The organism is Kitasatospora sp. NPDC034533 (assembly GCF_055575155.1).
On record NZ_JBVITE010000003.1, the window covers coordinates 79,173 to 92,571 of the forward strand.

Here is a 13,399-nt window from a genome sequence, read left to right on the forward strand (position 1 = left end):
GTCCGGCGGGGCCGAGGCCGTCGGGCGACAGCGCGTTACAGTATGACGCATCTTGTCAATTCGTAACGCTGGTCAGTCGACGGGCGGGTGCCGGCTACTGGATGCTCAGGCCGTGCGGGTGGCGAGGGTCGGCGGGGCAGGCGAAGACGTTGAGCGAGCCCCAGCTGCCGACGGTGACCTCCGTCGGGGTCCCGGCGCCGTGACGGTCCGCCGACGCCTCGTCCTCCAGCGGACGCCAGCTGCCGCTGCCGCCGTCCCACTCCGAGCTGTCGACGGTCAGCAGCAGCCGCATCGGCGTCGCGCAGTCGGGGCAGTCCATCGGACCGGGGTCGGTGCTGTGCCAGGAGGCGAAGCCGCCGATGCGCCAGCCCAGAGGGATGGACAGGTCGTACTGGTAACGGGGAAGGTCGTCGCCGCCTACCCGGGCCGCCTTCTCCCAGTCGCGGATGCGGGCGTCCAGTTCCTCCGGGAGGAGGGCGCCGAACTGGTAGGTGGTCACCTGCTCGGGGTGCAGCACGCACGGCTCGGGCACGTACCCGTCGAAACCGACCACCTCCGGCGCCGGGGGCGCGGCCAGGACCTCGGTGACCTCCCACGACCGGCGCCAGCGCAGATCGAGCAGCATCTCGGTGCGGCCCGGGCCGTGGGCGTCGAAGGGGCACCAGAACACCTGGAGCAGGTCGCAGTCGTCCGGCCCATCGGGGAGGTCAGGGACGTCCCGCCGGTAGAACTGCGCGAGGCCGATCAGCGGCAACGGACCCTCCGCGGCCGGCCCCTCGACGCGGTGGCGGCGATCGAGCTCCTTGAGCAGCCGCCGCTCCTCGTCCGTCGGGCCCGGGTCCTGCTCGCGGTTCCAGGCGGTGTCCAGGAGCGCCCGCCGGCGGTGGATGTCCGCCGGCCGCCGGCCGCGGGCGTGCGGGTGGGGGTCGGTGCAGACCGGCCAGGGCTCGTCGGCGGGCCACAGCAGCGGCCCGCCGACGGAACTGGCCGTGGCGTCCGGCCGCCCCGGGCGCGGATGGAGCCTGGTGGTGGTGCCCCGGTGCTGCGCCAACTCGGGGAACAGCGCCTCGACATCGAGCGGGCGCGGCGGCGTGGTTCTCGGCATGGGGCCGACCTTAGGCAGTGGCCGGCGGCTCTCCTGATCCGGGGCCGAGGAGGAGATCACCGAACTGCTGCGGCGACGGGGCGCGGTCCGGTGCGCCGGGGGTGGGAGATCCGTGCGAGATTCTTCGGCGGAGGACGTCAAGACGGCGGTGGCCGCTCCGACCACCGGTCGAAGGCGGTCCCTGCCGGGCCCGCGCCGCACCCGAGGAGGACGCGATGAAGTTCCTGATCAGTCTGCACATCAACCCGGCCGTGCTGGACGCGTTGACCGAGGAGGAGAAGGCGGCGCTCGGTGCCGGACACGTCCGGTTCATGGAGGAGCTGAAGGAGTCCGGCGAGTTCATCTACACCCAGGCGCTGGTCGACCCCTCGCAGGCCGCCGTGGTGACCGTCCGCAACGGCCAGCCGGTGGTGACCGACGGGCCGTTCCTGGAGTCCAAGGAGTTCCTGGGCGGCTTCTACCTGATCGACTGTGAGGACCGGGAGCGCGCCATCGAGGTGGCCACCCGCATCCCGGACACCGGGATCGAGGGGCTGGGCGTCGAGGTGCGCCAGGTGATGTTCTGCGACGGACACTTGGAGGCATGACAGCACCGGACTTCGAGGACCTGCTGCGCGGGCTCGCGCCGCAGGTCCTCGGCACGTTGGTACGACGGTACGGCCGCTTCGAGGGCTGCGAGGACGCGGTGCAGGAGGCGGTGCTCGCCGCCGCCGTGCAGTGGCCGTCCGAGGGGGTGCCGGACAACCCGCGCGGCTGGCTGGTGACGGTGGCCTCGCGGCGGCTGATCGACCAGCTGCGCGGCGACCGCGCCCGGCGCGAGCGGGAGTGGGCGACGGCGGTCGCCGAGGTGGTGCCGCCGGAGGTGCCGGACACCGACGACACGCTCCTGCTGCTCTTCCTGTGCTGCCACCCGGCGCTGACCGCCGCCTCCCGGACGGCCCTGACGCTGCGGGCGGTCGGCGGGCTGACCACGGCCGAGATCGCCCGCGCGTTCCTGGTGCCGGAGGCGACGATGGCGGCCCGGATCAGCCGGGCGAAGCAGCGGATCCGGGCCGCCGGCGGCTCGTTCGCGTTGCCCGAGGGTGCCTGGCCCGACGGGGCCGGGCCCGAGGGCGCCCTGCCGGAGCTCCCGGCGGGTGAGTTCGAGGAACGGCTGCGGGTCGTCCTGCACGTGCTCTACCTGATCTTCAACGAGGGCTACACAGCCTCCTCGGGCGACCGTGTGCACCGCCTCGACCTGCGGCGGGAGGCGATCCGGCTGACCCGGATGGTGCGCGCGCGGCTGCCCGGGGACGGTGAGGTCGCCGGGCTGCTCGCCCTGATGCTGCTGACCGACGCCCGCCGGGCCGCCCGCACCACGGCCTCCGGCGACCTCGTCCCGCTGGCCGAGCAGGACCGCGCGCTGTGGGACCGCGCGCTGATCGCGGAGGGAACGGCGCTGGTCAAGGAGGCGCTGGCCGGACCGGAGCTCGGCCCGTACCGGCTCCAGGCCGCGATCGCCGCCACCCACGCCGACGCGGCCACCGCGGAGGCCACCGACTGGCGGCAGGTGCACGGCCTGTACCTGGTCCTGGAGCGGATCGCGCCCAACCCGGTGGTCACCCTCAACCGGGCGATCGCCCTGGCCGAGGTCGAGGGCCCGGAGGCCGGCCTGGCCCTCCTGGCCACCCTGGACGCCGACCCCCGGTTGGCCGGGCACCACCGGCTGGTGTCCGTCCGGGCGCACCTGCTGGAGCGCACCGGGGACACGAACGGGGCGTACGACCACTACCGGCGCGCCGCCCGGGCCACCGCGAGCCTCGCGGAGCGCCGCTACCTGGAGGCGCGGGCGGCCCGGGTACGGCCGACGACCGGCTGAGCCGCTCCGGCGGGAGCGGCTCAGCGGCCCCAGCGGTCCCAGTGGCCACGGCGGTCCCGGCGGCGGGTCTCAGCCCTTGCCACCCGCCTTCAGCACCTGGGCCGCGGCCACGCCCGCCGCGCTGAAGCCGTGGCCGCCGCCCTCGACCTCGGCGGCGACAGCGAGGTCGCCCCGGTAGGCGATGAACCAGCTGTTGGTGGCCTGCCCACCCGCCTCGACGGTGCCGGTCTTGGCGCCGATCTGGCCGGACAGGCCGGCCATCGGGGTGCGCGCGGTGCCCTGGGTGGCGGTCTTGGCCATCATGGCGCGCAGGTCCCGGGCGACGTCGGCGGGGAGCTTGGCGGGCGCCGTCACGCGCTTGGCGTCGTCGCGCAGCACGGGCTGGTGGAACGTGCCGTTCTGCACGGTGGCGGCGACGGAGGCCATCAGCAGCGAGTTGACCTGGATCTGGCCCTGGCCGATGTACTGGGCCGCGGCCTCGTCCTTGTTCCCGGGCGTCGGGATGGTGGCGTCCCGGCTGGGGATGCCGATGTGCCACTCCAGACCGAGCCCGAACTGGTCGCGGGCCACCTTGCCGAGGGTGCCGGGCTGGAGCTTCTCCAGGCCCTTGTCGATGAAGCCGGTGTTGCAGGAGTGGGAGAAGTCGTCGGCGAGCGTGTAGGACGGGAAGTCGCCGGGCTCGTCGTTGTGCCAGGCGCGCGGGGAGTAGGTGGTGGCCTTGCACGGCACCGCGGTGTCCGGGCTCACCCCGGCCTCCAGCAGCGCGGCCGAGGTGATCACCTTCATCGTCGAGCCGGGCGCCTGGCCGCCCGCGACCGCCCGGTTGAACCCGCCCTGGGAGTACGCCATCGCCAGGATGTGGCCGGTGCTCGGCTGGATGGCGACCAGCGAGGCCGGATTGCCGTTCGCCGACTGCTGCTTGACGGCGTCCTCGGCCGCCTGCTGGAGGTCGGCGTCCAGGGTGAGCCTGACCTGCGGGGCGCTCGCCGGGGTCAGGACGAACAGCTGCTCCGGCTCGGTGCCGGTGCCGCTCGGGCCGGTGAGCACCACGGCCCGGCCGGGGGCGGCGGCGGAGCCGTCCGGCGGGGTGATCTGGGGCAGGACGCCGCGCAGCGACGGGAAGGCGTCCAGCGGCCGGCCGCCGCGGTCGGTGGGCTTGGACACGGGGTTGGGCAGCGCCTTCACCGCGATGGTCTTGCCCGGGGCGAGCTGGGGGTGGATCACCGACGGCTTCCAGCGCACCACCGGCCGCCCGTCCCCGGAGCGGGCGAAGCCCAGCACGCCGTCGTACTCCCAGGCGTCCGGGATGCCCTCGAACTCCGCCCTCACCCGGAAGCCGAGGGCCGGCTCGTTCGGGCCGTCGCCCGGAGCGCGGCCCGTCCCGGTCAGGGTGAGCGAGCGGGGCCCCACCTGGTCGTGGAACGCCGTCAGCGCGGCCCGGGCGCTCTCCGGCTTGTCGGTGAGCGCGCCGGCGGCGGCGAGGTCGCCGCGGCCCCAGGCCGCCAGGAACTCCTTGGCCGCCGCCTCGGCCTGCTCCGCGGTCGGCGGGGCCGTCTCGGTGGCCTTCGCCGGCGTGCCGGCGGCCTGTTGGCCGCCGGCGGTGGTGGAACCGCCGTCCGACACGGCGCTCACCACGTTGTAGACGCCGTAGCCGCCGACCGCCAGCAGCGCGGCGAACACCCCGCCCGCCGTCACCATGACGATCCGGCGGGTGGTCGAGCGGCGCCGGGCCCCGTCGCCGTCGTCCTCCTCCTGGTACGGGCCGTACCGGCCGGGCTCGGCGTCGTCGTCGGCGAGCCGGTCGAACCCCTCGTGGCCGTCGTGCCGGTCGTCGTAGCCGTCGTTCCGGCCGTCCGGGTGCTCCTTGAACACGCTTCCATCCCCCCTGTGATCTTCCGTGTGCTGCCGACGTGCCCCTCCGGTGCGCCGGGCCGGGCCCGATGACCGGAGGGAACGGCGGTTCGAGCGCGGATCAGCCTATGCCGATCCGGGTGATCGGTCGACTACGGGACCGGCCCACGTCACTGATGCGCCTCGGGCCGGGAAGGTTGCAGGCGACTTTCCACCCCGGAGACCACCGCCGGCGCGGACCGCCTCAGCCCAGCACCGCCGGTGTCGGCCCGTCCGGCCGCACGGTGATGCTGTACGCCGCCCCGGTCGGGCGCGACCGGAACGCCGGCAGCCCCATCGGCAGCAGCAGCTCCAGCAGCGCCGTGGTCTCCCGCAGGGCGAACTGGGTGCCCAGGCAGGCGCGGGCGCCGAGGCCGAACGGGAAGTAGGCGCCGAGCTGTCCGGGCCGCTCCCCGCCGGGGGCGAAGCGGGCGGGGTCGAAGCGCTCGGGGTCGGGCCACAGCACCGGGTCGCGGTGGGTGAGGTACGGGCAGACCAGGACGTCCGTCCCGGCGGCGATCCGGTGCCCGGCGATCACGTCGTCCTCGACGGCGTGCCGGGGGAGCAGCCAGGCGGACGGGTAGAGCCGCAGGGTCTCGCTGACCAGCGCCTGCGGGTCGGCCGTCCGGGCCTCGGGGTGGCGGTCGAGCAGCAGGAAGAGCCAGGTGAGGGTGGTGGCCGTGGTCTCGTGCCCGGCGACGAGGAGGGTGACCAGCTCGTCCCGGATCAACCGGTCGGTGTACTCCGGGAACCGCTCGCCCGCCTCGACCAGCACCCGGAGCACCCCGGGCTCCTCGGCCGGGCCGGCCGAGCGCGCCGCGTCGATCGCCGCCCGGGCCACCGCGTCGATCCGGGCCAGGTCCTCGGCGACCGCGTCCCGGGCGTCCGCCGCGTTGCTCGGAAGCGTCGGCATGGCGGCCACCACCCGTTCCACCGAGCGGAGTTCGTGGTCCGTGCGGTCGTCCATCGGCAGCCCGGTGAGCGCCCGCCAGACGGTGTCCAGGGCGAAGCCGCGCATCTCCTCCGCCACGTCGAAGGTCTCTCCGGTGCGCCGGTAGCCCTCCCAGCGCTCGGCGGTCCGACGTGCCGCGGCGGCGATCCGCCGCTCGTGGCGGCGCATCCCGGTGCCGGTGAACTGCGATCGCAGCAGACGCCGTTGGCCCTTCCAGGGCTCTCCGGTGGCGGACAGCACGCCGTCCCCGACCAGCATCCGGGCGCGGTGCGAGCGCTTGACGTACCGGTCCGGGTGGCGGCCCAGGACGTGCTGCACGGCGGCCGGGTCGGTGACCAGCACGGTCGGCGTCGGGCCGAGCCGGAAGGCGGCGACGCCGCCGACGCCGCGCCGTGCCCGGGCCAGCAGGTCGACGAGCTCGGCCTCCTCGGAGCGCCACTGCTCGACGACCTCGGCGGCCAGCTCCGGGACCGGGCGGGTTTCGGTGCTCACGGGTCGGTTCCCTCCGGTCCGCTGACGGTACGTCGGCTACGTGTCCGCCCCGCACTCTATGTCAGGCCTGGCCCGCCCGGATTGCCCCGAACGGGTGGTGGCCCCGGCCCGTCCCGCGCGGCGGCCCGGCGGGAAGCACCCGGACGCGTACCGTGCGGCGGGGCCGAGCGGCATCGCTCGCGGCGCGGATGGGAGAACGCATGGCCGGGACAAGGCACTTCGGAGGCGGCAGGACCCGACGGGCGGCCCGATGGCTGGCGGCCGCCCTGCTCGTCCCGGCCCTCGCGGCCTGCGGCGGCGGTGGCGGCGGCTCCGCTCCGGCGGACGCCACCCCGACCGGGCAGAACGGCCAGGCCGGGCAGAGCGGTGCGGCGGTGCAGCCGGACGACCAGCGGGCCGAGGGCGAGGGCGGCCAGGGTGGCTTCCGGAACGTCGGCGAGCCCTCGGCGAACGTGGAGGGCGCCGGTGACACCGCCCGGATCAGCCTGTCCTTCCCCGCGGAGAGCGACTTCAAGGCCACCATCGACAAGGTCGCCGACTGCGGCGAATCGGCGTACGCCACCCCCGCCTCGCAGGAGGTCGAGGTGACGGACGGCGAGAGCGACCAGGTCGAGTTCCGGCTCCCGCCGTCGAAGCCCGGGAGCCGGACCCGGAAGATCTGCCTCACGGTGACGGCCGACGACTCCAGCAAGCGGTTCGAGGCGGTCGGCTCGGTGGTGATCACCAGCCCGTCGGACGGACCCACCACCGGCGGCGCGACCCCGGGCGGGGGCGCCACCCCCGGCGGCCCCGAGAGCACCCTCTGAGCGCCGCCTGAGCACGGCTGCGCCGCGGTCCGTCCCCCTCGACGGACCGCGGCGCAGCTGCTCATCGGGCGTCAGCGAGCGCCCGTCACACCTGCCGCCAGAGCGCCGGGACGATCGGCGGTTCCCAGCCGACCTGGGCGGTGTGGCTCTGGAGGCAGCGGTAGCTGACCCCGTTGTAGGTCACCACGTCGCCCGCCTGGTAGGTGGTGCCGACGGTCCAGGTGCCGCCGGGGTTGGTCGGGCCGTTGCCCACCACCAGCGAGAAGCTGGTGCTGTGGGTGGCCGAGCCGGTCCCGGTCACGGTGATGTTGTAGGTGCCGGTGGCCGTCGAGGCGGAGGTGGCGACGGTGAGCGTCGCCGAGCCGCCGGACTGCACCGAGGAGGGGCTGAAGGAGACCGTCACGCCGGCCGGGGCGCCCGAGGCGGTCAGGTTGACCGTCTGGGCCGAGCCGGAGGTGGTCGTGGTGGCGACCGTCGCGGTGGCGGTGTCACCGGGCTGGACGGTGGCGGTGGCCGGGTTCACCGAGAGGGAGAAGTCGTTGGCGGGCGTGCTGCCGCCGACCGAGGTCTTCCAGATGGTGTAGGCCACGCCGTCGGCGCTGCGGTTGAGCACCGTCGCGTCCACGTTGGCGGTGGTGTCGCAGGACTGGTGGTAGCAGGAGTCGTAGGAACGGCCTGCCTGGCCGCCCCACTTGGCCGCCTGCGCCGAGGACTTGGTGGCGCTGGCGCCGGCCGCGTAGCCCGAGGTCGGGATGCCGGCCTGCTGGAAGGAGTAGTCGTCCGAGCGGCCCTGGCCCTCGACGTTCTCCTCCGGCTGGAGGTTCAGCGAGTCCCAGTAGGCCTTCATCGGCGCGGAGGCCGAGGAGGAGATGTTGTTGATGAAGTAGCCGGCGTTGGGCGAGCCGATCATGTCGAAGTTGTAGTACGCCTTGATCGCCGAGCGCTGGGCGGAGCTCAGCTGGCCCACGTAGGACTGCGAGCCCTGGAGGCCCTGCTCCTCACCGGTCCACCAGGCGAACCGGACGTGCCGGGTCAGGCTGGGGTTCTGCTGGGCGAGCACGAGCGCGTTCTCCAGCAGGGTGGCCGAGCCGGAGCCGTTGTCGTTGATGCCGGGGCCGGCCGAGACGCTGTCCAGGTGGGCGCCGAACATGGTGACCTGGTCGGACGGGCCGCCGGGCCAGTCGGCGATCAGGTTGTTGGACTGGTAGGTGCAGGAGGTGCAGGTCTGCTCGGTGACGGTGTAGCCGGCCGCCTGGAGCTTGCCCTTGATGTACGCCAGTGACTGGCTGTGCCCGGCGCCGCCCGCCCGGCGGTTGCCGCCGTTCTGGTTGGCGATGGTGTTCAGCTGGGCCAGGTGGGCCTGGACCTTGGCGACGTCGATGTCGGGCGCGGGCCCGTTGGGGTTGCCGCCGCCCCCGCCGACCGTCAGGCCGTACTGGGCGGTGTGGGTGGTGGCGCCGGCGGTGCCGGTCACGGTGATCTGGTACGTCCCGGAGGCCGCCGTCGAGGAGGCCGCGAGGGTCAGGGTGGCGGAGGAACCGGCCTGCACCGACGAGGGGTTGAACGTGGCGGTGACGCCCGACGGCAGCCCCGAGGCGGTCAGGCCGACGGTCTGCGCGGTGCCCGAGACGACGGCGGTGTTCACCGTCGCCGTGGTGGAGGCGCCGGGCTGGACGGAGCCGGACGCCGGGCCGAGCGACAGCGAGAAGTCGTTGGTGCCGGACGGCGTGCAGCTCGGGTCGCCGGTCTGGGCCGGCACGCTGATCGCGTCCCAGGCCGCCTTGGCCCGGTTGAAGAAGGTGCAGCTCGGGTCGAGGTTCTTGGCCGCCGTCAGGGTGGCGGTGCGGTAGCGCTTGTAGGTCATGCCGCTGGTCTTGAGCAGCATGCCGCCGTAGAAGACCCGGCCAGCGTCCTTGATGCCGATGCCGGTGACGGAGGAGTTGTTGCAGGTGGGGCTGGTGGGCTTGCCGCCGCCCGGGTTGGAGCCCTCGGCCAGCAGGTAGAACCAGTGGTTCAGCGGGCCGGCCGCCGCGTGCTCCTCGGTGTTCGGGATGGAGGCCGAGTAGCAGTTGGGGTTGTTGCTCACCAGCGAGGGGTTGTACATGTTGCGGATCGGGCCGTTGCCGACCAGGTTGATCATCTCGCCGACGGTGTAGTCCGGGCTGTCGTACGGCGCCGGCTCGTTGGCGTAGGCCTCGGTGAGCGCGCCCATGATGTCGCCGGTGGCCTCGCCGAGGCCGGCCTCGTTGTTGGCGCCGCCGGGGGTGTACTGGTCGATGCCGTGGCCGAACTCGTGGCCGACCACGTCGATCGAGGCGATCCACTTGTTGGCCTGGCTGTGGCCGATGGATATCGTGCTGCCGTCCCAGTACGCGTTGACGTCGTTGAGGCCGACCTTGACCGGCCAGCTGCCGCCGTTGCCGTTGTGCCCGTTGCGACCGAGCCAGTCGCGGAGCATGTCCCATTCCTTCTGGGCCGCGAACATCGCGTCGCCGCAGCCGGTCTCCTTGCTGGAGGCGCTGCCGGTGCCCCAGGAGTCGGAGCTCTTGCTGAACACCTGGCCGGTGCTGTAGTCGGAACAGCTCAGGCCCGGCCGGTTGGGGTCGCGCAGCGAGTACGAGCCGCCCGAGCCGGTGGTGCTGATGGTGACCGGGGCGGGGCCGTTCCACTCGCTGTTGATGGTGCCGGCGCGGACCTCGTCGTAGCTGTCGATCATCGCGCCGGTGGCCGCGTCCACGAAGACGTGCAGCCGGCTCGGGGCGCTGCCGTTGTGCCCGGTGAGCACGGTCTCCCAGGCGAGCCGGCCGTCGCCGCCGTCCTTGACCCGGACGACCAGGCGGTGGGACTCCACCGACTCCGCGCCGGGCAGCTCGGCGCGCGCGGCCTTCTCCGCCTGCTCCGCGCTGATCTGCGGCTTCGTCGAGCCGCCGACCGGCCCGGTGGCGGCCGACTGGAGGCCGCGGACCTTGCCCTGCCCGTCGGCGAGCACCACCGCGTCGCCGCCGACCACCGGCAGACCGCGGTAGCTGCGCTCGTACGCGACGGAGTAGAGGCCACCGACCCAGGGGGTGACGGCCTTGCGTTCGTAGGTCTCGTCCGGGCCCTTGGCCAGCGCGTCCAGGCCGGCCGCGGCGGCGGCGTCGGCGGCGTTCACGGCGGCGGCCAGGGCGCTCGGCGGCGCCGGGGTGGGAGCGGGCGCGGCGGTGGCCGGCCCGGCGGTGGCGGCGATCATGCCGGCCAGCACGGTCAGGGTGGTCGCGGTGGTGAGCAACCGACCTGCGGAAACTCTGCGTTGCATCGAGGCTCCTCGCATGTGGGGGTCCTCGACCGCGGACGGCGTGGCTGGTGGCGCTCCGCAGGGCCGCATCCGGGGGGACGGCCGTGCGGGCCGTCCGCGCTCGGGTGCCCGAACCCTCACATGGCGTCATGCTCGGGTCAATGGCCGGTGCGCGCGCGGCACGGGGTTGGCAAATTCCGTCAAGACCGCCGGTCCGGCTTCGCGCCAAGCTGCGCCGTTTCTCAAGTGGTTGAGACCACGTCATGTACGGGGTGGGTGGCGATCGAGTACCGTCCTCGTCATCGGAGTCGTCCGAATCACTGGAATCGTCGCGTCGGCGGGCCCTGCGGACCGCCCGGGGACGACGCGCCCGGGAGGCAGCCGTGCAGCGGAACCGCGTGACCCCCGCGGCAGGGGTTCCGGCACCGCCGACCGGTCGGGTGCGGGACGCCTGGCGCGAGTTCGGCGCCCGGCTGCGGCACTGGCGGCGCCGGGCCGGCCTCACCCAGGCCCAGCTCGGGGCCGGGATCGGCTACGACCACACCGCGGTCAGCAAGATCGAGCACGGCGCCCGCCGGGTCACCCCCCGGGTCGCCGACCGGATCGACGAGCTGCTCGGGGCCGGCGGCGAGCTGAGCGCCGCCTGTCTGCGCGCGGAGAACGCCGAACTGTGCGTCCTGGACGCCCTGTCGCCCGCGCTGCTCCAGCCCCCGCTGCCGGGCGCGGCGCCGCTCGGCGCGCCCGCCCCGGCCCCGGCGCCGCCGCGGCTGCCCGACTACGGCCTGCTCTGCCCGCTGCATGGCGCCGAGGGCTGCGCGGTCCCCGGACCCGCCGAGGTCGCCGCACTGCACGCGGAGTTCTGCGCCCCCGGGGCGCTCGACGAGCCGTCCGCGGCGCGTCCGCTGGACGCCGCCACCACGCACGCCCTGACCGGGCTGCTCGCCGCCCACCTGCGCTCCGGCGAGACCGGCGACCGGCCGGGCCTGGCCGCCGCCGTCGAGCGCACCCTGAACGCGGTGCTCGCCCGCCTCGCCGCGGCCCCCACCGCGCAGCGCGGCCCGCTGGTCCGGCTGGCCGCCGAGCACGCCCACGCGGCCGGCGCACTGCGGATGCAGGACGGGCGCAACGCCACCGCGATGGCCTGCTACGACCGCGCGCTCACCTGGGCCGGGCTGGCCGGGGACCAGGCCACCCAGGTCGGCACGCTCAGCGACATGAGCATCCTGGCCCGGCTGGACGGCGACCCGGTGGCCGCCCTCGGCTACGCCCGCGAGATCGACCGGGTCGCCCCGGGCCGGCACTGGGCCGGAGCGATGGGCCGGATCAGCCGGGCCCGGGCGCACGCGCTGGCCGGGGACGTGCGGGCGACCGTCCGGCAGATCGGTCTGGCCCGGGCGCACCTGGACCACATCGGCGCGGACGACGAGCTGGACGTGCCCTGGCTCTCCATCGCCTCGATGCGGGTGCGGGTGGAGGCCGCGGCCGCCGCCGCGCTGCGCGACCTGGCCGCGGCCACCGACGACCCCCGGCTGGCCCGCCGGGCGCTGAGCGCGGCCGAGACCGCGCTCGACCTGCTCGGCCCGGAGCAACTGCCCGCCAGCCGACTGCTCTTCGTCGTCCGGGCGGCGGACTGCCACGTCTGCGCGCACGACCCGGGGGCGGCCGTCGACCTGCTCGGCCCGGCCCTGGAGGCGACCGGGGCCACCGCCCTGCCCGCCCTCGTCGAGTACGAGCTGCGCGGTCTGCGCGACCGTCTCGCGGCGCACGCGCCCCGTGCCGCACACCGGTTGGCGGAGCCGGCCCGCTCCTGACCGGCGGCCGTCACCGGGTGCCCGGGGCGAGGCTGGCGGGGGTTGGCCGGATCGGTAGCCGCGCAGAGCGGCGCAGAAGGGGCGCACGGCGGCGCTCAAGAGGTCCAACAGCAGGCATCACACGCCGTCAATTCCCGCTCGTTCTCGAAAATGCGCCCCCTTCGCGCCGTACAGACGTCAACTTCGTGCGCGTATAGTCCGCCGATCGGGTCATTCATGGATTTAACACGTCGAATGACTGTCACGGCGCGAGAGTCCCGCTAGAGTCTCTGACGTTTCCAGTCGTTGGTTCGCGAAGAACGGGGGGCGCGTGCTGTCAGCCATTGCCAGCCGGCTCGCTCATCCGCTGCTGCTGCTGGGTGTGCTGTGCACGGCCGTCGCGACCCTGCACTTCCACTGGGCGCCGGATCGGGTCTCCCCGCTCTTCCTGATCAGCGTGCTCGGATACCTGGCGTTCCTGGAGCGGGTGATCCCCTACCGGACCGACTGGCACCCGAGCAGGCGCGAACTCGGCTGGTACAGCGTCTACTTCGTGCTGAGCATGGTGGGCGGCGCACTGGCCCAGGGGCTGGTGTCGACGCTGGTGGAACTGCTCGGCACGGCCCACCCGGCGCTGCCGTTCGCGGTGGAGGCCCCGCTCGCGCTGGTGATCGGCTCGCTCGGCGACTACCTCGTGCACCGCTGGTCCCACCGCAACCGGTGGCTCTGGCGGCTGCACGGGGTGCACCACGTCCCGGACAAGGTGAACGTCGCGAACAACGGCGTGAATCACTTCCTGGACGTGGCCGTCGCGCAGTCCGTGGTCCAACTGTCGCTGGCACTCATCGGATTCTCACCGGATTCAGTGTTCGTGGTCGGAATATTCGTCCTGGCTCAGGGGTATTTCGTCCACGCCAACATCGACGTCCGAATCGGCCCGCTCGGCCACGTCCTGGCGGGCCCGGAACTCCACCGCCTGCACCACAGCACCGACCTCGCCGAAGCCGGCCACTACGCCTCCGACCTCTCGCTCTGGGATCACGTGTTCGGGAGCTTCACCTGGCGGCCGGGCAGAGTGCCGAAGGCCGTCGGCCTCACCGACCCGGCCGCGTTCCCCGCCACCGGAGAGCTCGGCGCCACCCTTCTGCATCCCTGGCGCCGGCCGAAGACGACCGAACAGTCCGTCTGAACCCCGGCCCACGAGGCCCCTCCACCTGCCCGTGCCCCCG

The 13,399-nt window shown here is 74.1% G+C and carries 9 protein-coding genes; 5 read left to right on the forward strand and 4 right to left on the reverse strand.

The features are described from left to right. Positions 1–94: 94 nt before the first annotated feature. Positions 95–1,105, reverse strand: a complete 1,011-nt coding sequence (locus ACZ55U_RS03405) for a hypothetical protein (protein ID WP_465521919.1) — start codon at positions 1,103–1,105, stop codon at positions 95–97. Positions 1,106–1,320: 215 nt separating this feature from the next. Between ACZ55U_RS03405 and ACZ55U_RS03410 the strand changes: the two genes are divergently transcribed. Together ACZ55U_RS03410 and ACZ55U_RS03415 are read left to right on the forward strand one after the other, a co-directional pair. After that, complete coding sequence (locus tag ACZ55U_RS03410; RefSeq protein ID WP_465521921.1) at positions 1,321–1,692, forward strand: YciI family protein; 372 nt, start codon at positions 1,321–1,323, stop codon at positions 1,690–1,692. Continuing rightward, positions 1,689–2,963, forward strand: coding sequence for an RNA polymerase sigma factor (locus ACZ55U_RS03415; protein ID WP_465521923.1), 1,275 nt, complete (start codon positions 1,689–1,691; stop codon positions 2,961–2,963). Before ACZ55U_RS03410 ends, ACZ55U_RS03415 begins: the two co-directional genes overlap by 4 nt. 69 nt (positions 2,964–3,032) lie before the next feature. Here the strand turns inward: ACZ55U_RS03415 and ACZ55U_RS03420 are convergent, their stop codons facing one another. Further along, positions 3,033–4,835: a penicillin-binding transpeptidase domain-containing protein gene (locus ACZ55U_RS03420; protein ID WP_465521925.1), complete on the reverse strand. Its 1,803-nt coding sequence runs from the start codon at positions 4,833–4,835 to the stop codon at positions 3,033–3,035. Between the two features lie 223 nt (positions 4,836–5,058). Beyond that, on the reverse strand, positions 5,059–6,297 hold the full coding sequence (locus ACZ55U_RS03425; RefSeq protein ID WP_465521927.1) for a cytochrome P450: 1,239 nt from the start codon (positions 6,295–6,297) through the stop codon (positions 5,059–5,061). Between the two features lie 200 nt (positions 6,298–6,497). Here ACZ55U_RS03425 and ACZ55U_RS03430 point away from each other — a divergent pair, with 200 nt between their 5' ends. Further along, the gene (locus ACZ55U_RS03430; RefSeq protein ID WP_465521929.1) at positions 6,498–7,103 is read left to right on the forward strand and encodes a hypothetical protein; all 606 of its coding nucleotides are present in this window, start codon (positions 6,498–6,500) and stop codon (positions 7,101–7,103) included. Between the two features lie 85 nt (positions 7,104–7,188). On the opposite strand, the gene ACZ55U_RS03435 is transcribed toward ACZ55U_RS03430, so the two are convergent. Then, positions 7,189–10,401, reverse strand: coding sequence for a M28 family peptidase (locus tag ACZ55U_RS03435; protein ID WP_465521931.1), 3,213 nt, complete (start codon positions 10,399–10,401; stop codon positions 7,189–7,191). Between the two features lie 362 nt (positions 10,402–10,763). On the opposite strand from ACZ55U_RS03435, the gene ACZ55U_RS03440 reads away from it, so the two are divergent. After that, positions 10,764–12,191 carry a helix-turn-helix domain-containing protein gene (locus ACZ55U_RS03440; RefSeq protein WP_465521933.1) on the forward strand — a complete coding sequence of 476 codons (1,428 nt, stop codon included), beginning with the start codon at positions 10,764–10,766 and terminating at the stop codon, positions 12,189–12,191. A gap of 310 nt (positions 12,192–12,501) precedes the next feature. Then, complete coding sequence (locus tag ACZ55U_RS03445) at positions 12,502–13,359, forward strand: sterol desaturase family protein (RefSeq protein ID WP_465521935.1); 858 nt, start codon at positions 12,502–12,504, stop codon at positions 13,357–13,359. Positions 13,360–13,399 lie beyond the last annotated feature (40 nt).

What these genes read in the sequence shown, in the direction of transcription:
- ACZ55U_RS03430 (WP_465521929.1), top strand. Translation starts at nt 6,498, where the DNA reads ATGGCCGGGACAAGGCACTTCGGAGGCGGCAGGACCCGACGGGCGGCC.
- ACZ55U_RS03415 (WP_465521923.1), top strand. Translation starts at nt 1,689, where the DNA reads ATGACAGCACCGGACTTCGAGGACCTGCTGCGCGGGCTCGCGCCGCAG.
- ACZ55U_RS03410 (WP_465521921.1), top strand. Translation starts at nt 1,321, where the DNA reads ATGAAGTTCCTGATCAGTCTGCACATCAACCCGGCCGTGCTGGACGCG.
- ACZ55U_RS03435 (WP_465521931.1), bottom strand. Translation starts at nt 10,401, where the DNA reads ATGCAACGCAGAGTTTCCGCAGGTCGGTTGCTCACCACCGCGACCACC.
- ACZ55U_RS03405 (WP_465521919.1), bottom strand. Translation starts at nt 1,105, where the DNA reads ATGCCGAGAACCACGCCGCCGCGCCCGCTCGATGTCGAGGCGCTGTTC.